Annotated in this window: 14 protein-coding genes; all 14 read right to left on the reverse strand. The window is 72.8% G+C overall.

Annotated elements, in window-relative coordinates; genetic code table 11:
* Nucleotides 1-102 precede the first annotated feature (102 nt).
* On the reverse strand, nt 103-1,164 hold the full coding sequence (locus WMF43_RS23485; protein ID WP_437683360.1) for an alkene reductase: 1,062 nt from the start codon (nt 1,162-1,164) through the stop codon (nt 103-105).
* A gap of 104 nt (nt 1,165-1,268) precedes the next feature.
* The gene (locus WMF43_RS23490) at nt 1,269-2,177 is read right to left on the reverse strand and encodes a LysR family transcriptional regulator (RefSeq protein ID WP_437683361.1); all 909 of its coding nucleotides are present in this window, start codon (nt 2,175-2,177) and stop codon (nt 1,269-1,271) included.
* Between the two features lie 165 nt (nt 2,178-2,342).
* On the reverse strand, nt 2,343-3,626 hold the full coding sequence (locus tag WMF43_RS23495) for a hypothetical protein (RefSeq protein ID WP_437683362.1): 1,284 nt from the start codon (nt 3,624-3,626) through the stop codon (nt 2,343-2,345).
* Nucleotides 3,627-3,871: 245 nt separating this feature from the next.
* Entirely contained in the window at nt 3,872-6,895 is a 3,024-nt protein-coding gene (locus WMF43_RS23500) for a hypothetical protein (RefSeq protein ID WP_437683363.1), read from the reverse strand.
* Nucleotides 6,892-8,028, reverse strand: coding sequence for a hypothetical protein (locus WMF43_RS23505; RefSeq protein ID WP_437683364.1), 1,137 nt, complete (start codon nt 8,026-8,028; stop codon nt 6,892-6,894). The genes WMF43_RS23500 and WMF43_RS23505 overlap by 4 nt, the downstream gene beginning before the upstream one ends.
* Nucleotides 8,029-8,100: 72 nt before the next feature.
* On the reverse strand, nt 8,101-9,873 hold the full coding sequence (locus tag WMF43_RS23510) for a tetratricopeptide repeat protein (RefSeq protein WP_437683365.1): 1,773 nt from the start codon (nt 9,871-9,873) through the stop codon (nt 8,101-8,103).
* 63 nt (nt 9,874-9,936) lie between these two features.
* Nucleotides 9,937-10,950: a DUF2169 family type VI secretion system accessory protein gene (locus tag WMF43_RS23515; protein WP_437683366.1), complete on the reverse strand. Its 1,014-nt coding sequence runs from the start codon at nt 10,948-10,950 to the stop codon at nt 9,937-9,939.
* Complete coding sequence (locus tag WMF43_RS23520) at nt 10,947-11,945, reverse strand: type VI immunity family protein (protein WP_437683367.1); 999 nt, start codon at nt 11,943-11,945, stop codon at nt 10,947-10,949. Before WMF43_RS23520 ends, WMF43_RS23515 begins: the two co-directional genes overlap by 4 nt.
* A complete protein-coding gene (locus WMF43_RS23525; protein ID WP_437683368.1) occupies nt 11,942-12,745 on the reverse strand; it encodes a hypothetical protein in 804 nt (267 codons plus the stop codon). The genes WMF43_RS23520 and WMF43_RS23525 overlap by 4 nt, the downstream gene beginning before the upstream one ends.
* 92 nt (nt 12,746-12,837) lie before the next feature.
* Nucleotides 12,838-13,536 carry a hypothetical protein gene (locus tag WMF43_RS23530; protein ID WP_437683369.1) on the reverse strand — a complete coding sequence of 233 codons (699 nt, stop codon included), beginning with the start codon at nt 13,534-13,536 and terminating at the stop codon, nt 12,838-12,840.
* 1 nt (nt 13,537) lies between these two features.
* Complete coding sequence (locus tag WMF43_RS23535; protein WP_437683370.1) at nt 13,538-13,897, reverse strand: PAAR-like domain-containing protein; 360 nt, start codon at nt 13,895-13,897, stop codon at nt 13,538-13,540.
* Nucleotides 13,898-13,949: 52 nt separating this feature from the next.
* Entirely contained in the window at nt 13,950-16,199 is a 2,250-nt protein-coding gene (locus tag WMF43_RS23540; RefSeq protein ID WP_437683371.1) for a type VI secretion system Vgr family protein, read from the reverse strand.
* A complete protein-coding gene (locus tag WMF43_RS23545) occupies nt 16,196-18,409 on the reverse strand; it encodes a type VI secretion system Vgr family protein (RefSeq protein WP_437683372.1) in 2,214 nt (737 codons plus the stop codon). Before WMF43_RS23545 ends, WMF43_RS23540 begins: the two co-directional genes overlap by 4 nt.
* Complete coding sequence (locus WMF43_RS23550) at nt 18,409-20,625, reverse strand: type VI secretion system Vgr family protein (RefSeq protein ID WP_437683373.1); 2,217 nt, start codon at nt 20,623-20,625, stop codon at nt 18,409-18,411. Before WMF43_RS23550 ends, WMF43_RS23545 begins: the two co-directional genes overlap by 1 nt.
* Between the last annotated feature and the right edge of the window lie 7 nt (nt 20,626-20,632).

The raw sequence follows: 20,632 nt of genomic DNA on the forward strand, positions 1-20,632 counted from the left end.
CGGGTTACCCGGTCGCCGCAACCTCGGTCGGGTTACCCCGGGCCCCCCGAAACCTGGGTCGGGCGCAACCTCGGTCGGGTTACCCGCCGGGTTGCCGCCGCCCTACGCGGCGCCGAGCGCCGGATAGTCGATGTATCCTTTCGGCCCCGGCGTGTAGAACGTCGCGCGGTCCGGGGTCGCGAGCGGCGCCCGCCTGCGAAAGCGCTCCGGCAGATCGGGGTTCGCGACGAACGAGGCCCCGAACACGACCGCGTCCGCCCCCCCTCGCGCGAGCATCGCCTCGGCGCTCTCCTGCGAGAACCCGGCCCCGGCGAGGTAGGCGCCCGCGAAGAGAGGCCTCAGCCTCTCATGGTAATCCTTCGTCGGATCCACGACCGCCACGTGCAGGTACGAAAGGCCCATCGACGAGATCACCCGGACGAGCTCCGTGTACGTCTCGACGGGCGAATCGTCCATGATGTCGTTGAACCCCATCTCGGGCGCGATCTTGATGCCGACCCGCCCCGCTCCGCGGACGGACGCCATCGCCTCGAGCGCCTCCAGCGTGAACCTCAGTCGATTCTCGAGCGAGCCCCCGTACCGGTCGCTCCGCCGGTTCGTCCCCGAGGACAGGAACTGCTCCGGCAGGTACCCCGACCCGGCGTGCAGCTCGACCCCGTCGAAACCCGCGGCGAACGCGCGCTCCGTCGCCCGGGCGTACTCGTCGACCACCCCTTCAACCTCGGCCGTGTCGAGCGCGCGGGGCATCACGAACGGCCTCATCCCTTCGTCCGTGTACGACGCGCCCTTCGGCTGCACCGCGCTCGGCGCGACGGGCGCCGCCGATCCGGGCAAGAACGACGGGTCCGAGATGCGGCCGGCGTGCATGATCTGCGCGTAGATGCGCCCGCCTCGCGCGTGCACCACGTCGGTCACGCGCCTCCAGGCGGCGGCCTGCGCGTCCGTCGCGAGGCCCGGCGTGCGGATATAGCCTTTGCCCATCGCCGAGGGGAAGATCCCCTCGCTGATGATGAGCCCTGCGCTCGCGCGCTGCGCGTAGTACGTGGCCGTGATCTCGCCGACGACGCCCGCGTCGTCCGCGCGGGAGCGCGTCATCGGCGCCATGATCACCCGGTTCGAGAGATCGATCGCGCCGAGAGGCAGGGGGCTGAGCAGGTGAGTCATTACGGTCTCCTTTCGTCTTCGAGGAGCAACCTGCATCGTTCACCGCCAGATAACAATTCGCGATTGAATGAACTTAGTTTTTCCTCCCGGGAAACAAACCCGCGTCAACGCACCGCCCAGTCGGCCTCTGCGAAGCGCTCGCGAAGAAAGTCGACCAGCGCCCGCACCTTCGGGGAAAGGTACCTGGACCGCTGGTGCACCGCGTACACGAACAGCGCGCGCGGCTCGTACGAGGCGAGCACGGCGCGCAGCTTCCCGCTTTGCAGGTCGGGCTCGACATAGAAGGAGGGCAGCAGCGCCAGGCCTGTCCCGCCGAGGAGCGCCTCGCGGATCGCCAGGCTGTTGTTGGTCACGAGCCTGCCCGACACCTTCACGGTCCTCGCCCCGTCCGGGCCGACGAACTGCCACTCTCCGCGCGGTCGCGCCACGGCGTAGACGATGCAGTCGTGCCCGGCGAGGTCCTCGAGCGTCTTCGGCACGCCGCGCCGCCGCAGGTAGGCCGGCGACGCGCACACCACGTGCCGCGCGCGCGCGAGGCGCTGCGCGGTGAGCGTCGCGGAATCCGGCAGCGCGGACGTGATCCTGATGACGACGTCGACGCCCTCCTTGACGACGTCGACGAAGCGGTCCGTGAACGAGAGCTCCAGCTCGATCTCCGGAAAGCGGCGGAGGAAGTCGGGGAGCAGCGGCGCGATGTGCATCACGCCGAACCCCGTCGGCGCGTTCACGCGGAGCGTGCCCGTCGCCGCGGCCTCGGCGCCGGAGAGCGACTGCTCGGTCTCCTCCAGCTCGTCGAGGAGGCGCACGCACCGCTCGTAGTACGCGGCGCCCGCGCTCGTCAGCGACACGCTCCGGGTCGTGCGGTTCAGCAGCCTCGTGCGGAGCCGCTCCTCCAGCGCCGCCACTTGCTTGCTCACCGCGGCGCTGGAGAGCCCTCGATCGCGCGCCGCGGCGGAGAAGCTCCGCAGCTCGACGACGCGCCGGAACACCTGCATGGCGTGGAGGAGGTCCATCGTTGCTCGCCCTCGCGCTGGCATCCTAGCGCGACGCGCCGGCCGCAGCCCGGCGGACGCAGGCCGCCGCGCCCTCGGCAGGAACGTAGCTGGCGGCGAGCGCACGCGATCGCCGCCCCGACGAGCTCCGTCCTGGCCCACCTCTTCATGACCTGCCTGCGGGCGTCAAAGGTCCTCGATGACGACGACCAGCCGCTCCCCGTCGCCGGGCGCGGCATAGCTGATGTAACCCGAGCGGTTCCGCTCCGTGTCCCACACGATCACATCGCCTTCGTACTCGGCGGAGGTGTCCTTGTCCTCGTAGGTGGGCCAGAAGGTGCCGTCCGGGCGCGGCTCGTAGGACAACATCACCTGCTTGCGGATCGCACCATCCGGCGCCTGTTTGTACACGGTGGCGCGGTAGAGCTGGGCGGCGGAGATCTCGCCGGCGTGCGCTGCCTGCTGGGTGGGATCGGTGAAGCCCTCGGCGTGGTTGATGGACAGCCCATAAAGCAGCTTATCGGGGTTGACGTAGGGCTCCGGGCCGCACCCCGCGCCCATGGGCTTGCGGAAGTTGCCGCCCGGCGAGTCGGCCTCCCACGCGTCCGCCTCCCACATCGGCTGGCCCTTCAGACCCCAGTAGATGTGCCCCGACGTCATGATGCTCCCCTCGCCGGGCAGGAACGTGTTCCCGAGATAATAATCCTCGTCCCCAGGGAACTGCGTGCGCGTCTCGGAGACGAGATCGCTCGACAGGTTGATGAGCACACACGTCGACGCGGCGTCCCAAGTCGGGCGGGCGAGGGCCACGCCCTTGGGCACGTAGACGCGGCCCGCTGCGTCGACCTGGAACCCGAAGAGGTTCTCGTCGAAGCTCCAGGGCCAACGGAACCTCGGCCACGCGAAGCCATACCTGTCGGGGTCGTCGAGGTCGATCGTGAACAGCTCATACCCGCCGTCGTCCTGGCGCTGCCAGAGCCACGCCGGACGGAAGGCCGTCTCCGCGCCGCCCATCGCGTCTCGCGTGTCGACGAAGTAGCCGTACTCGTGCGCTGGCAGCACGTGGTAAAGCAGCGGGAGCCCTCCAGCCGCGATGACGCGGGCCTCCACGTCGTTGGTCTCGCCGGTCGCCCACCCGAGGTTTTTTTGCCCGGGATAACGGATGAGATCGTCCGTGACGCCTGGGATGTAGGGAAAGTCGAAATCGCTCTCCACCACGTAGTGCGTGTCGGTCTCCGTGAACGGGTGATCCTTCGGCGTGTTGACGTAGCGCTCGTGCACGGCGCTGGACACGCGGTAGGTCGACCCCTGGAACTCGACCTGGCCATACGTCCTGATCGAGTAGCCCCCGTCCATGTAGGGTGGCGTGCTCGGACCGCTCCCGCCCCCGCCGCCGGCGCCCCCCGTGCCCCCGCTGTGGGCGCCTGTGCCGCCGCCGGCGCCCCCATCGCCGCCAGCCCCGGCAGTCATCGATCCACCAGCGCAGGAGGCGAGCAGCACGATCGATACCCGAGCGCCGAGACCGCGGATAACGCCCTCGATATGGCGAAGCATGTTTGACGTACAGTCTAGCCGAAACCGCGGATCTCAGCGTCGAAATCGGGCGCCGTCGGCCTCCGTGGCCGACTACCCCCGACTACCCCAACCTGGATCGAGTTGCCGCCCCCTTGCTCAACCTGGGTCGGGTTGCTGCGTCACGTCGGGGGCGCGTGGCGTCACCGGAGCCCCGGCCCCCGGTAATAGGCAATGAGCTGAAGCCATCGCTCATAGAGCGCCCGGTCGGCGCTCAGGCGCTGCTGCCACGCGCGGTCGGCCGCGAGCCAGGCGTCCTCGCCCGCGATGCCTTGCTGCGCGAGCACCTCGGCGCTCCTCGCCGGCTCGACAACGCGCCGGGCCGAGATCCACGCGTGCTGCTCGAGCGTGAGCGTCGGCGCGGCGGGCACCGGCGCCCTGAACGGCAACCCGCCGAGGGACTGCCTCGCATCCGCTCCTGAGGGTACGGAGGGCGCCGCCGCCTTGAACGGCAACCCGCCTTGAGGTGGCCTCACATCCGCGCCCGCGGGTACGGCGGGCGCCGCCGCCTTGAACGGCAACCCGCCTTGAGGCGGACTCACATCCGCGCTCGCGGGTACGGCGGGCGCCGCCGCCTTGAACGGCAACCCGCCGAGGGACTGCCTCACATCCGCGCCTGCGGGCGCCGGTTCGGCGGCAGCAGACCTCTTGAACGGCAGGACGTCGCGCTGCGCAGGCGGCGCGCCGCCCGACATCGGCGGCGCCAGCTCTTCTTCCCTTGGCGGCAGCACCCCGACGCGCGTCGTGGCGAAGGACGGCGCGTCGCCGGCAGCTGGAACCGAGGAGCGAGCGCCGGACACGGACGGAGGCGCCGGCGGGAGCGCCCCCTCCGCCGGCGCCACGAAAGGCGAGGCGGCCTGCGCCGAAGGCGGCGGAGACGGCAACCGCGAGGAAGGCGGCGGCGCGGGCGACGAGGACGCGGGCGGCGCCGGCAGCGGCGGCACGAACGGCAGCGCGCGGTCGTCGGTCGGCCGCACGGACGACGGCGCGCGCGGGGGCGCCGCGCCCGGCGGCGGGGCGAACGGCAGCGCTCCCGCCGGCGCCGCCGGTATGTGGAGCGCCATCGTCGAGGAGAACGGCAGCTTCGGCACGGGCGCGGCGGGAGGCGGGGGCAGGCTGCTGCGCGTCAGCCCGAACGCCCACCGGCCCGCAGGGAAACCCTCGGCGCTCACGCGCTCGCGGAGCTCCGCCAGGTGGGCGCGCTGCCGCTCGACCCAGTCGTCGGGCGAGAACGCAGAGACCATCCCCGTCGCGATCCAGAGCTCGAGCACAGCCTCGTGGCGGCGCGGCGGCGGCGTCGACCTCGCCTCGAGCTCGTCGACGATCGACAGCACCGTGAACGGCCTCCCGCCGCGCATGCGCACCTCCGGATCGAACCGGCGCGCGTTGCGCCGCAGGTGCGCCTCCCACCGCGCGGGGTCGGTGACGACCTTCTCGACCTTGCGCACGGGGATCGGCAGCGCCTCGGCCTCGACCGCCGCCTCGACCTCGGGAGGCAGCTCCACCTCCCACGGCTCCTCGACCGTCTCGCGCAGCCCCGCGCCCGTGATCCGCTCGAGCGCCTCGGCCGCCGCCTCCACGAGCGGCTCGTCGCCGGAGCCGAGCAGGCTCACCAAGAAGCCGAGCGCGCCGACGTGCCCGAAGCGCCCGAGGCCGCGCACGAGCTGCGCGCTCGGCGCCGCGGCCACGCCGGCGAGCAGCGGCCCGAGGTCGTCCCCGTGCCCGCCGAGGCACAGGAGCCACGCGGCGCCCGCGGCGCGCGCCGGGCTCGCCCGGTCCGAAAGCGTCGCGCGCAGGAGCGAGCGCGCCGGGCCGTGCCCGCGCCGCATCGCCGCCTCGGCGGCGGCGAGGAACACGGCGTCGCTGCCCGTGCGCGCGAGCACACCCTCGATCACCTCGACGGCGCCGTCGCGCGGGCCCGCCGCGGCGAGCGCGCGGACCGCGCGCTCCGCGAGCTCGGGCCGCTCCGACCACGCGAGCCGCGACGCCAGGTCGAACGGCACCGCCTGCCGGAGCGCGAGCACCTCGAGCGCCACGGCGGCGAGCGGCGCGCGCGGGCCCGTCGCGAGCTCGACCATCGCCGCGTCGATCTCGGGGTTCGGCGCGAGCCAGAGGCCCTCGATCCACCCCGGGTACGTCTCCGGCGCGCTGTGCTTCAGCGTGGCCACCGCCGCGTCGACCGTGTCGCGGCCCTCGATCGCGCCGAGCGTCAGCGCCACGGCGAACGCGCGCCCCGGATCCGGCGTCTTCGCCTCCGCGAAGTAGAGCGACACGAGCGGCAGCGCCGCGGCGCCCACGCTGGCGAAGCAGTCGAGGTTGTCGAGCAGACGCTGCTCGAAGGGCTCCTGGTCCAGCCACGTCTCGATGGCGTTCGGCTTGCGCAGATCGCGGTGGATGGCGATGTCCTCGAGGCAGTCGCGCCCGAGGCGCCGGAGCATCTCCGCCTCCTCGATCGCGGGCTCGTGCACGAAGCGGGGCGGCTCCTCGGCGGGCGGCTCCGGCGCGCGGTCCTCGCCCTCGCCGCCCTCGCCGGCCTCGCCGAGCTTCTTCTCTAGCTCGCCCGTCGCGGCCGCCGCCGCGAACGCCTTGAGCGCGTCGAGCGTCGCGGGCGGCTTCAGCTTGCGCGGCGGCGGCTGCGCCTCGCGCAGCGGGACGACCGGGTCGAGCGAGAGCTCCGGGACGAGCGGGCGCCGCGCGAACGCGTGCAGCGACGGGGTGCCCTGGCTCGCGCGGAAGGGCCGCTCGCGCGGCGGCTCGCTCGACCGGGGGCCGCCGCCCGTGAGCTCGCTCCGGCGCGCGAGCTGGATCTGCGCCACGGCGGTCGCGCCCAGCGCGAGCGCCGACGCGGCCAGATCGAGCCCGCCGATCGCCCGGTCGAGCGCCGGCGCCTCGCGGCGATCCCCAGCCTGCGCGAGCAGCGCGCGCGCCTCGCGCACGAGCGCCGCCGCCTCGGTCAGCCCGTCGTGGTGGACCGGCGCCAGCACGTCGCTGTCGAGCACCGCGTAACCGCACTGCACGGCCCGGCGCAGCCGCTCGCCGACGCCGGCGCGGTCCATCTGGAACGGGATCTCCGGCACCAGGGCGAGCGCGTCCTCCACCGCCCGCTGGGCCAGCACGGCCGCGTTCTTCCCGGGCTCGGCGGGCGGGGGCGCGCTCGAGGAGCTCATCGGGCCGGCTCGAGGCTGGCGAGGAGCGCGCCGCGCTCGGGCCCCTCGGAGTGGGCGCCGATGAGCACGCAGTCGCCCGGCGCGCAGCGCGTACCCCACCGGACCGTGGCCATCGCGAGCATGACCGGCGCGCTGGCGGCGCCGAGATCGCCGGTCTTGAGGAGCGGTTGCTCGCAGATCACGTCGGGCGTGAAGGCCTCGAAGGCCCGCGCCATGACGTAGCTCCACTCGTCGACGCGGTGCCGCTCGTTCACGACGTCGTTCATCACCCACGGGATCCGCCGCGCCTTCGGGCCGAGGGCCGCGGCCGCCCGCTTGACGGCCGACGTGATGCCGAGGGCGAGGCACGGCTCGTCCGACCCGTACGGCCGCGGCTCGGCCGCGACCGCGGCGGCGAGCACCTGCCCGAGGCGCGGCAGGGAGCCCGCGCGCCCGCGGGCCGCGAGCACGACGAAGCCCGCCCCCTCGCCCGGGATGAAGCCGTTCTCCGTGCGCATCGAGTGCAGGCGCAGCTCGCCGTCGAGCCACTCGAGCGCGTCGGGGTCGAAGAAGCTGTCGACCCCGCCCACCGCCACCGCGTCGTGCTCGCCGGCGCCGAGGCGCTCGAGCGCGATCTCGAAGGCCTGCGCCGCGCTGCCGCGGCACCCGAGCACCAGGGCCGAGCGCGCGTGGTCGATGGGCACCTGCGAGCGCGCCTCGAGGCCGGCGAGGAGCTGCGACTCGATGCGCGGGTCGAAGCCGGGGCGGCTCCTCGGCGGCAGCGCCACGATGACCGGCAGCGGGCGCGCCGCCCGCCGCCGCTGCCGCTCGGCCGACAGCCACGGAAAGGCGGCCTGCGTGAGCGCGGGGCCGCCGAGGGCGACGAGCCGATCGAGCCCGGTCACGTGGTCGCCGATCGACGGCAGGCGGCAGGTCACCATGGGCTCGCCGGCGCGATCGACCATGTGCGACTCGCGCGGATCCATCTTGAGCGCGCGTACGCTCATCGTCACCTGGAGCGCGGTGAGCCCGTTCGGCGCGCGCGCCCCGGCGCCGACGATCACCGCCTCGGCGGCCGGGAGCGCCGGGAGCGGCGCGAGCGGCGCGCGCGCCGGGGGCGCCGAGGGCCGCGCGTCAGGCGTGTTCGATGTCATGGCTCGCTCCCCTCCGCGGCTCGCTCCTGCGCCCGCGGCGCGCCGCCGCGGGCGCGCCGCGCGGGATCCGCGTCACTCGAGCGGCTCGGACCACCTGCCCAGGTCGAGCTTGCGATGCCCCTTGAGGGCGCGCGCGTCCTCGGGGTTCTTGTCCGGATCGAACGGGACGACCTCGAAGAGGTGCGCGAGGTAGACGTCGACGCCGGGGTAAGCGAGGCGGATCTCGGGCGGATCCGTGCGCATCTCGAGCACCGGGTACTCGCCCGCCGCGTCGGGCTCGCCGACGTAGAGGATGTCGCGCGACTCGCCGTCCTGCGCGCCGAGGAGGTAAGCCTCCCCGGGCAGCGCCTCCTCGATGCCCTCGAACATGGCCGCGAGCATCGGGTCGAGCTCGTCCGCCGCGATCTGCCGGAGCGTCCTCGGCGAGAACCGGGGCGACGCCGGATCCTTGAACAGCCGGAGGAAGCTCGCGTCGAACTCGAGGAACGCCGCGAGGCCCGGCGACAGCCGCTTCTTGGAGGGGAACGTGAGCTTCTTGAGCTTCGCCGCGGGGACCGGCTGCGGGTCCGGGATCGCGGCCGTGCCCGCGATCGCCTCGATCACCTTCTCGACGAGCGCGCGCCCGCGGAGCGGCGCGGCCTGCCCCTTCGCGGCCGGCTTCTTCTTCGCGCCGCCGCCCGCGCGTTTCATCGCCGAGAGCACCTTCGTGGCCGACGGCAGGTCGTCCCACCCGAGCGCCGCCTCCCCGGCGGCCATCGCCTCGATGAGCGGCGCGTGGTCCGTGCGGCCGAGCTTGACGAGGGCGCGCGCCGCGTAGAGCACGACGTCCCGGCTCGGATCGAGGAGCATCGCGGCGAGCGGCTCGGCCTCGCCGCGCTCGACGCACGCGTCGGCGAACCCGAACCGCTCCTCCGACTCGTCCCCGAACTGCCCGTCCTGCTTGCGCGCGAGCTCGTCGACGGCGCCCCGCCCCGCGCCCAGCGACGTGATCGCCGCCTCGCGCGCCTTGGCCCAGGCGCGGGCGACGCGCCCGTCGATCGGCGAGTCGTCCGTGACCCACTTCGGCGCCTGACGCGTGGCGAACAGCGCGTAGTCGTGCCGGCCGCGGGCGAGGCAGGCGACCGCGTGCGCCCGCCGCTGCTCCTCGCCCTCGGTGAACGGGTTCAGCGCGTTCACCGCGCAGAAGCGCAGCCACGCGTCGTCCGACAGCGCGGGGACCTTCGCGAGGTCCGGCGCGTACGGCTGTGCCTTGTCCCCCTCCCCGCCGAGCGCGCCGGTCAGCGCGCGGAGGAACCCCTCCGAGTAGCCCGAGGACGTGAGGTACCCGAGGACGCCGCCCGCGCGGCCGCGATCGCCCGCCTTGGCCAGCGCCACGCCGAGCGTCAGGAGCGCCTCCGGGTTGGTGGGATCCCACTCGAGCGCGCGCTCGGCGAAGCGCACGGCCTCCTCGAAGCGGCCGAGGTGCACGAGATCGTCGGCGACGGCATCGAGCACGCGATAGACCGACGTGGGGTGCCACCGCGGCGTGAGGCGCAGCGCGGTCAGGTGGACGCGGAGCGCGTCGTCGTACCGGCCCTGGCGCGTGAACGCCGTCCCGACCAGGCCCTGCAGGAGCACGAACGAGTCCCACGCGACGACCGTCTCCGCGAGCTTGTCGGCGGCCGCGCGCGCGTCCTGGCCCTCCCCGGAGAGCGCCACGTGCACCGTGCGCGAGAGCGGCGCCTCGCCGAGCAGCCGGCGGCGGCTCGTCGCCGCGCCGAACGCCTGCACGGTGACGTCGTTCGCCAGAAAATCGCGCCAGGCGGCCTCGACGCCCGCAGCGTCCGCCGTGTTCACGAGCGCCATCCCACGCTCCTCCTCCTCGCCCCTCGTCCCGGTCCCGACGGCATCCCACGCGGCCCGCGGCGTTCACACCACCCGCTTATGGACCACATGGACCCACTCTAACATCTCGTACTTCCTGGGCAAAGGAATCGCCGCGCGCCACGTGAGCTCGACGCGCATCGCGTCGGCGTCGATCAGCACGGTATCGAGGTGCGTGCGGTGCTCGGCGCGGGCGCCGAGCGCGAAGCTCGTGAACCCGAGGTGCACGCGCGGCAGCGCGAACGCCCACCGGCCGCCCGGGGTCGCGCCGGTGATCTCGATCGGCTCATCGCCCCGCAGCGGCGCCGGCGACCACTGGTCCTCGGGCACGCAGACGTGGAATCGATTGTCGAAGTCATCCGGCAGGAGCGGCATCTTCGTCTCCATCCATTCCGCGCCGTACGTCCCCGCATACGAGGCGCGAGGCTGCCAGTGGCGATGGATGGCGCCGAGGCCGGCCGGCACGTTGTGGCGGCCCCCGATCGGGTGCGCCGGATCCTCGATCTGCGCGGCCGGCTGATCGACGAGCGAGCGCGCGTCGCGCACGGCGCCGCGGCCGATGGTGTTCCTCGGCTCCCCGAACGGCCGCTCCGGGTCGGAGAGATCGAGGCCGCCCCACGCGAGCTCGTACAGCAGCGGGACCGGCTCGACGATGGGCTGCGCCGGCCCCGGCGTGAGCCCGCCCATCGCGCCGAGGCTCCACGCGCGCTGGCCGAACGCGCGGACCGTCTTCGCGATGGGGCCCATCCGCAGCGACACGTCGACGTGTTTCACCTGCCCCGGAGAGCGCGCGTGGGCGTGCCCGATCAGCAGCACGTCGGTCCCGGGCTTCTCGTCGAACAGATCGGACGGCTTCCGGATGCTCGCCTTGGCCGCGTCCGGGCCGTTGAACTCGTCGGCCAGGTACGGCGCGGGCCCCTCCGGATCGATCGCCACGCCGCCGCGCGCGTCCACGCGGAACGTGATCTTGACGATCACCGCGAGCCGATCGCGCCCCTCCTTCGTCTTGACCGGGACCGCGAGGTGCTGGCCCGGGGTCTGGTTGATGATGCGGATCATGGCCCGGAGGCGACCTCGAAGCGGCGGAGCCAGCGCTCGATCGAGCCCTCGTCCCAGGGCGCGAAGAACGGCAGATCGGCGCCGCTCGCGGCGCGGAGCGGGCGCACCAGCGCGTCGACCTCCCGGTAGGCCGGCGGCACCTGTCGCCGGTTCACGTCGCCGCGCTCGGGCGCGCCGCCCGCCTGGATCAACACCCCGTCGCCCGAGGCCACCCAGGTCGACAGGCGCGGCGCCCCGAGGCCGCCCCGGGCCCGCAGCTCGTCGAGCATCGAGGGCCCGAGCCATGTAAGCCAGCTTACCGTTCGGATCCGCCGGTAGAACGCCTCGGTGAGCCGGACGTACTCCGCCACGTCATACCCCCAGTACCTGCGCGCGTGCGCGTAGATCGCGGCCGCCGGCGCCTGGGAGTTCTGCGCCTCGCAGTCGGAGAACGTGTATCCCGCGGCGCCCCAGCGGAGCCGGAGCTTCGCCGCGATGGCGCAGATCCGCGCGTGGAAGTCCGCGAGCGGCCACGTCTCCGGCACGGTCAGGTGCAGCACGGCGTGGGCCGGCAGGCTCCGCGCGTCCGAGCCCTCCGGCAGATCGCCGATCTCGGCCCAGAAGCGGTACGAGTACGGGGACGCCTCGAACGGGTCGCGCGCCCCGCTGCACACGACCGACATCTCGTCCCGCCCGAGCCGCACGAGGTGGGCGGAGATCTTCTGATCTTCCGGCCCCCCGCCGGGCACCGGGGCGACCCCGAGGTTCGCGCAATGGGTCGCGATGTAATCGAGGTGCGCGCGCCGGACGGGCTCGGGGCGCTCGGCGCACGAGAGCGACACGTGCGCCAGCGCGGGGCCGATCCAGCCCCACACCAGGTCGTTCACCTCGTCGAGCCGCGCCTCGTCCTCCGCGGCGAGCCGCTCGAGGTGGAAGACCGCGCCGAGCGCCCCGTAGACGATCGGCGTCCTGTCGGCGAGCCGCGCGAGCGGCTCCGGAGCTGCGTCGTGGCTCATAGGTGCAGCGCGACGCGCGCGATGGGCGCGACGGTCCGGTGGAAGCGGTAAAGGAGGTTCTCCAGGATCGCGCGCGCCGGAGCGCGCTTGTAGAGGAACTCGGCGTAATGGGCCCGGAACTCGGTGCGGCTCGATCCGAACATGGGCAACGTCTTCGATGGATTCATGACGACCTCGAGCCCGTCCTCCGAGACGTAGTTCCGGATGCAGTTGAGCCACCACACGCTCGTCGCCTCGAGCTCGCTGCGGATCGCGGGGGTGATCGCGGCGGCGAGCTCGACGCGCAGGTTGGCGACGTGATCGGCCGGCTCGACGTTCACCGGGAACTCGCGGTGAGGCCACGCCTCGAGGTACGTCGAGCGGTCGTCGAGCCACGAGCGCACGAGCCCCTCGCGGACCGACATCGCGCTGCCGTCGAGCGGCAGCGACCCGAGGAGGCTCATCCGCGTCACCGGGCGGTCCGCGCCCGCGCGCCGGAGCTCCTCGACCATGTTGCGGAGGAAGAGCGGCGCGACGCCGGCGACGCGCAGCGTCCAGCGGTACGACGGACCGAGGACGCCGCCGTCGTCCCAGGGCCCGGCGACGCGCTCGGCCGCGCCGAGCAGGGGATCGAAGACAGCCCCGCCCGCGGCGCCGCGGTTGATCGCCTCGATCAGCGCGCGGAGCGACGCGACCGACATCGGGAACTCGGCCGTGCCCTCCGTCGCCACCTCGATGAGGAGCTCCTGCGGCTCGGGGCTCGCGCGGTACGCGACGAGCAACCCGCCCGCGGCGAACTCCATGTCATAGAGAACTGGCACCGTTACCTCTCGCGTGGCGGATCTCGATCGCGGCGCTCACCCCGTCAAGGGCCGGCCAGGCCGCCCCTCGGGCCCCGGGCGCCGCGGCCGCGTCATTTGCATCCCCCGTTGGCGGTCTTCTTGTTCACGCAGTTGGCCGGAGCACACGACTCGCAGCTCGGCACGATCGGCGGGTCGGGCCTGCTGAACGCCTGATAGTCCTTCGCTTGTCCCTTGCTCATCGTGTCGCCAGGGCCCTTGATCTCGATCACCTGCCGGCCGATGAGCCCGTCCGGGAACTTCACCCGGACGCCCCGGTTCATAAGCCGGAAGAGCGCGAACTTGAGGCGGTCGTACAGCGGCGCGCCCCGGCGCAGGCCCTCCATCGCGGCGAGGCCGAGGATCCCCCACGGGCCGGCCGGGATGCGGGGGTTCGCGAGCGCGCCGGTCACCGCGGTCGCGCCGGGCCCCGCCAGGGCGCGCACGCCCGACTGGTGCGCGGCGAGGACCGCGTTCGCCGCGGCCCCGGCCGGGCCGGGCGCGTTCGTCAGGTTCGCCGCGAGCTGGCCGGTCGACCCGGCGGCCCCGCCGAACACGACGGGCACCTCGCGCTGGATGCGGCCCGCCAGCTCGGGATTGCGGCGCCGGAGCTTGTCGTAGAACTTGTTGTTGAACGACCCGCGCTCCCCCTTCGGCTTCGAGCAATGCTCGTCGACCGCCTCGCGGAACGCCTGGCAGATCACGTCCTTGAGGCCCGACGCCGCGAGCCCGCCGCCGCCGTGGACGAGCTGCTCAGGGGTCTGAACGGCCATCTCAGATGTTCCCGTTCGACTTGTCGCCGGTCCGCACGACGCCGCCGCCCTCGGCCTCCACGTCGGTCGACGCCATCAGGATGGCGACCATCCCCATGATCTTGTTGCTGACGACGCCCAGCGCGACGCCCGGCTGATCCCCGTTGGAGAGCGCGCTCTTCCCCTTCTTCGTCCACATCGGCGTGGCGATGCTGAGCGTCTTCGTCGTGTAACCCGGGCCCATCGTCGAGGAGACGGCCACGTTCGGGTACGGCATGGGGACGGGGCCGCCGGGCGTCGGTGTCTTGCAGATGTCGAGCGGCCCCGACGCGACCGAGGTGTGGACCGAGGCGACGCTCGCGCACATCTTGTTCTGGTTCAAGAGAGGCATCTTCGTTCGAGGTCCGTGCGAGGGCGCGGCGGAGGCCTCACCGCTACTTGTCCGCCACCATGGGGGCAAGCTCGGGCTGAGGTCCGGTCGCGGTGAGCTTGATCGTGGATGATTTGATGACGACCGAGCCGGCGGAGATCGTCACGTTGGATCCGCCGACCTTGAGCGCGATGGAGGCGGCGTTCATCGACAGCGCGCCGCCGACGGTGATGTTGAGCGTCGAGCCGCTCGAGATGGCGATATCGCCGCCGGCCTGCGCCGCCCACACGCCGCCGACGGTCGTGGCCTTGGCGCCGCCGACGTTGATCGCGACGTCCTTGCCGCTCGCCGAGATGAACGCGCCCCCCACGGTGGTCGCGTGCGCGCCGAGCGTGAACGAGCTCGCGCCGGTCGCGCACGCCGCGATCTCGGCGCCGCCCACGGTGACGCTGGTGACGCCGGCGACGGCCATCCCCACCCCGAGCGCGGCCGCCTCGATGGCGCTGCCGCCGACCGTCTCGCTGAACGACGCCGGCGTGCTCGCGCTGACCGACATGGGCGTCATCGTCGTGTGGCTGCCGCCGATCGTGAGCGAGCGCGATCCCTTGATGTCCACCTTCTCGTCGCTGCTCACGGCCTCGGTCCGCGACCCGCCGACCGCGATCGTCTGCGATCCGCCGATCTCGACGTCCTCCTGCGCGCCGACGTCGAACGTGGCGTTCGCGCCCACCGTCTGCTTGTGGTTCGAGCCCACGCCGAGCGTCGCGACGTTCGCGACCTTCTCCGTCTTGTTGTTCGCGACGACGACGTTGAGATCCTTCTCCGCGTGGACATGGACGTGCTCGCCGCCCCCGCCGTCCTCCATGCGGATCTCGTTGTGACCCCCGCCGCCGGGGCTCGAGGATGACTGCAGCGCCGATTGCGTCTTGCTGTCGGGCAGCTTGTACGGCGGGCCGTACCTGCCGTTGTAGACGCGGCCGACGACGATCGGCCGGTCCGGGTCGCCGCCCTCGAAATCGACGACGACCTCCCAGCCGACGCGCGGGATCGCCACCGATCCGCTCGAGTGCATCTGCGCGACGCGCACCCAGCACGAGCTCTTCTCGTCGCCGTTGCCGCGCCGGTCCCAGGGGAACTGCACCTTGACCCGCCCGAACGTGTCGGTGTGGATCTCCTCCCCCGCCGGGCCGGTCACGGTCGCGAGTTGCGGCCCCGGCACGTCGCACTCCGGCGCCGACGCGGGCGGCCGGAACGCGAGGTCCTTCGGCAGGAGGTGGAACTGGTTCCTGTAGGAGCCCGTCTCGGGCGAGGGGCCCGCCGCGGGCGTGTCCTCCCAGACGTGCTCGATCTCGCGGACGACCCACTCGCCCTCGAGCGCCTGCTCCGGCACGCCCGTGATCTCCACGGTGTGGCCCGGCGCCAGCGAGGTCACGGTGCTCGCGCCCCGCGCGCCCTGCGACGCGGCCTCGAGCGCCTCGAGGCGGATCCTCGCGCGCCGCGCGCCCTCCGCGGGATCGACGTAGCGGCCGGGGTAGTCGTAATGCTCGCGGCCGAGCGGCGCCTTGCCGCTCGCCGTGGCCTCGAGATCGAGCGCGGGCCGCTTGAAGTCGTGATCCCGGAGCGTCACCTTGGCCGGGCGGACGCGCTCGAACAGCGCGAGGGCGGTGACGGCGTAGCCCGAGGTGAGCCCGCTCTCCTGCCGGAACGGCACCTCCGCGGACGGCTGCGTCTTGCTGTAGGCCGCGCTCGAGTCGCCGAAGACGACGATCGCGCCGTCGTCGCCGTGCTCGTGGAAATAGAAGATGCCGTCCTCCTCGAGGACGCGCGAGACGAAGGTGAACGTGTCCTCGCCGAACTGCGTGCACACCTCGCGCTTCGGGTAGCTGCCCGAGAGCCGCCAGCGGCAGCGCGACGCGTCGAGGCCCCGCTCCTCGAGCAGCGTCGTCACGATCTCCTGCGTCGTCTGCTCCTGGAAGATGCGGTGATCCGTGGTCCACCGGAGGACCGCGAGCGGCGACTCGAGCGTGACCGCGATCCGGTGCGCCTCGCTGCGGCTCGCCCGCTCGCGCACGCGCGTCACGACGCCGCAGAAGAGCCGCGGCGCGCCGCCCTCGCCGGGCGCGACGATCGCCGTCGCGCCCGCGCCGATCCAGCCGCCGGGATCGACGTCCGGCGCGGAGAGCTCGAGCTCGACCTCGATCTGGTACGAGAAGCTCAGCCCCTCGTGGGCGACGATGCTGCGCACGCGCGCGAGCTCCGGCGGCAGCCCGTCGGTCGCGAAGAACGCCTGGTGGAGGGAGATCGCGTCGCTCATCCGTTGTGCTCGATCTTCGAGGCCTTCTTCGTGATCGTCGCGCCGGGCGCGGCGATCGCGGGCGCCTTGACCTCGACGCTCGACGGCTTGATCGTGAGCGACGCCCCCCCGACGCGGACCGAGATCTCGCTCTCGGCCTCGACCTCGATCGTCGGCGCGTTGGCCAGCATCGCGCCGCCGACCGTGAAGGCGAGCCGCGACGTCGCGCTCTCGCCCACGTTCGCCCCGGCGGCGATCACGTAGGCGCCGCCGACCGTCTCGGCGGCCGCGCCCTTCACCGAGACGGCGCACCCGGCGGCGCCCGCGTTGATCTTGGCGCCGCCGACCGTCTCGGCGCACGCGCCGCCCGTCAGGTAGGCGAGCCCCGTCGCCGCGGCGCTGACCCACGCGCCGCCCACGGTGACGTTCGCGGTGCCGAGCACGAGGCGGTTCACGCCGAGCGCGGAGATCGCCATCATCGTCCCGCCGATCGACACCGTGCGGCCCCCCTTCGCGTCGAGGCTCGACCCCATGATCGCGGTGACGCTGCGCGAGGCGCCCACCGTCGTCGTCTCGGAGCCGCCGACGACCACCGACCTGCCGCCCGACACCGTGAGCGACTCCGCGCCCCCGATGGTCACGTCCTGGTTCGTCTTGACGCCGACCTTGCGGTTCGAGCCGACCTTGGCGTCCAGGTTCGCGCCGATCGTCTCCTCCAGATCGACGCCGACCTTCTCCATCTTGTTGTCGCCGACGACGACGTTCATGTCCTTCGACGCGTTGATGAAGATCTCCTCGCTGCCCTTCTTGTCCTCGAACCGGATCTCGTTCGACGAGCCGCCGCCCGGCGTGGTCGCGGTCTGCCACGCGGTCCGCGTCTTGTTCTCGGGCAGGCTGTACGGGACGGGGAACTGCCCGTCGTAGAGGTGCCCGCTCACGTAGGGGAAATCGATGTCGCCCTCGACGTGGTGCGCGAGCACGTCCCAGCCGACGCGCGGCAGGACCATCGAGCCGCCGAGCGCGAACTGGCCGACGCGCATCCACGTCGACGCCTTGTCGTCGCGCTGGCCCTCGCGATCCCAGTAGAACTGCACGCGGACGCGGCCGGATTTGTCGGGGTAGATCTCCTCCCCCGGCGCGCCCACGACGACGCCGGTCTCCGGGCCGGCCGGATCGCGCGTGACCGGCCCGCGGCGCGGCGCGCGGTACGGCGTCGCCTTCGGGATCGCGACCCACGAGAGGCGGACCGGCTCGTTCTCGCCCGCGGACACGCCGCGCTGGTCCGAGACGATGTAGGTGACGCGCTCGACGAGGTAGCTGCCGTCGAGCCCCTCCACCGGGTGCTCCGCGAGATCGAAGGTGCGGCCGACGCGCAGCCGCGTCGTCGACGTCTCGCCCGCGACGACGACGCGGCGCGCGCGCAGCTCCTCCAGCCGGACCTGCGCGCGGCGCTTGCCGTCGCTCGGCACGCCGAACCGCCCGGGGAAGTCGTAGAGCTCGCGCGCGCCGCTGCCGGCCTTCTCGTCGAGGCGGAGGCGCGGCTTCTCGAAGTTGTAATCGCGGAGGCGCACCGCCTCGTGGGCCACGGCGGCGCGCTTCGTCACCCGGTACACCGCGCCCTCGGTCTCGACCAGCAGCGCGTCGTCCCGGAACGAGAGCTCCGCGCCGCCGTCGATCGGCGCCGCCGAGGTCGAGTCGTCGCCGAGGACGAGCTTCGTCGCGCCGCCCTCGTGCTCGAACCAGTAATAGATGCCCTCCTCCTCGAGGAGCCGCTCGACGAAGTCCCAGTCGCTCTCCCGGTATTGCGCGGTGTACGGCCGCGTCGCGTACGACGCGCTCGTGCGCCATTCGACGTCGGCCACCTCGCCGCGCTCGAGGACCTTCTTGACGATATCGACGACGGTCATCTCCTGGAACACGCGGCTGTCGCGCCCGACCGTGAGCGGCGCGACGGGCGAGCCCAGCGTGAGCTCGATCCGCGCGCCCCCCACGAGGTCGCCGACGTGGCGGACGGCGGAGAGGACCACGCCGCGGACGGGCAGCGCCGCGCCGAAGCCGTCGGTGAGCACGAGCTCGTAGGGCTTGCCCAGGAGATCGCCGGGGAGCGGCGCGCCGTCGCGGGTGGACACCTCGGCCGAGAGCTCGTAGGGGCAGGAGAGCGCGATGGTGCCCACGAGCCGCGCGACCTCGAGCGCGGCGCCGTCCACCGAGAGCTCGACGACGCGCGCCATCAGCCCACCAGGTTGGGGTTGCCGGAGATCTTGATGCTCCCCGAGGCGTCGAGGGTGATGAGGCCCGCGAAGCTCGCCGAGGCGGGCGTCAGCGTCAGCACGCCGCCGCCGCCGAGCAGGTTCGCCACCCCGCCGACGAGGATGTTGATCTTCTTCGCGTTGATCGCGACCTTGCCCGCGGCGTTCATCGCGGCCAGGCCGCCGACGGTCACCGCCGCGGGGCCCTTCGTGCCGCCGACCCGGTTCGCGGCCGCGGCGTGCACACACGCGCCGCCGACCGTCGCAGCGTAGGCGCCGACGACGGACTCGGTGACGGAGCTGCCCGACGCGGTGATCTTCGCGCCGCCGACCGTCTCGGATTTGGCGCCCGCCACCGCGACCGACACGCCCATTCCGGCCGCGGAGATCATCGAGCCGCCGACCGTGAGCGCGTAGCTCGACGTGGCCGTCTTGTCGATGCCGAGCGCGGCGAGCGTCGTGTGGCTGCCGCCCGTCGTCTCGGTGTCGCTGCCCGCGATGAGCTGGCTGATGTTGCCGCTCACCGACACGCTCTCGGACGCCCCGATCGACACCGTGCGATCGCTCTTGATCTGGATGCCCTGGTCGGCCCCCACGGTGGCGGTCTGGTTCGCGCCGATCGACACGGTCTGGCTCGCGCCGATCGTGATCTCCTCGTCGACGCCCACCTCCACCTGCTCGTCGACGCCCACCTTCTCGGTCTTGTTGTTGTTCGTCTGCCCGTCGAAGTCCTTCGACGCGTTGACGAAGAACTCCTGCCCGCCGCCGCCGTCCTCCATCCGGATCTCGTTGGATTTGCCGCTCGCCGGGCTCGACGCGGTCTGGAGCGCCATCCGCGTCTTCGCGGCCGGATAGCCGTAGGGCGACGTCTTCTCGGCGTTGTACATCCGGCTCACCGCGATGGGCCGGTCGGGATCGCCGTCGAAATAGACGATCGACATCTCCCAGGTCATCCGCGCGAGGGCCATGGACCCGCCGATGGGGAGCTGGGCGACGCGCATCCAGCACGAGCTCGTGTCGTCGTCCTTCCCGAGGCGGTCCCAGAAGAACTTGCCCTTCATGCGGCCGAGCTTGTCGGTGTGGATCTCGCCGCCGGGCCCCGTGGTGACCGCGGAATGCGCGCCCCTGAGCCGCGGGCGCGCGGCGGTCCGCGGCACGCGGAACGTGGTCGCGTGCGGGATGGCGGTGAAGCGGTTCTGGTAAGAGCGCCTGTCGTCGCCGTCGAGCCCGCGGCCGACGATCTCGTGCCGCACGGCGGTGAGCAGGTATTTCTGCGACAGGTGCGCGCCGGCCGTGCCCTCGAGCTCGAACCACGAGCCGGCGCGGAACGTCCAGCGATCGCTGTGGCCGGTGCCGACGCGGGCCCGGGCGAGGAGCTCCTCGCACCGGATCTTCGCGAGCGCCGCGCCCTCGTCCGGCGTCCTGTGGCCGGCGGCGTACTCGAAGCGCTCCCCGCGCGGCGACGCCGCGCCGGCGTGCGAGGACGTGAGCTCGATCTGCGGCGTCTCGAAGTTGTAATCCCCGACGGCCGCCGATTCCGGCGTCGCGACCGTCTCCAGCTCGAAATCGAGCACCCCGGCGCCGTGCTCCCGCCCCTCGACGATGGGCCATAACGCTACCCCCTCGATGGGCGGGAAGCTCGATTGCGCGTCGGCGAAGGTGACATGTGTGCCGCCGCCGTCGTCGTGGATGAAGTAATGAATGCCCTCGTGCTCGAGCAGCCGCGAGGCGAAGTTCAGGTCCGTCTCGCGGTACTGGACGCAATACGTGCGCTTGCCGGGCGTGCGTTGCAGCGACCACGCCACGTCGCCGTCGGGGATGCCGGCGCCCACGAGCACCTCGGACACGATCTCCTTCGCGTCCTTCTCCTGGAACATGCGCACGTCGCTGCGCAGGGACAGGAGCCATAACTCGTGGACGAGCTCGACGGAATAGCGCCGCGTGTGGCCGTGCTGCACGCCGTCGAGCCGCACCGCGGACACGACGAGGTGGAAATGGCGCACCGGAGCGCCGTCGATGGAGAGGGCGAGGTGGGCCTTTTCGCCGACGGGCCGCTCGAGGTCGAGGTCGTCGGGGCCGACGAGCTCGACGGTGGCGTGCGTCGGCTGCGAGATGGACTCGACGACGACCGCGGCGGTCGCGGCGAGGCCGGCCGGGATCGCGCTGCACTCGAGGGAGAGCGAGAGGAGCTGCTCCACGGCCTTC

Origin of the sequence: Sorangium sp. So ce131 (assembly GCF_051519095.1) — a bacterium.
Lineage (GTDB): Bacteria > Myxococcota_A > Polyangia > Polyangiales > Polyangiaceae > Sorangium.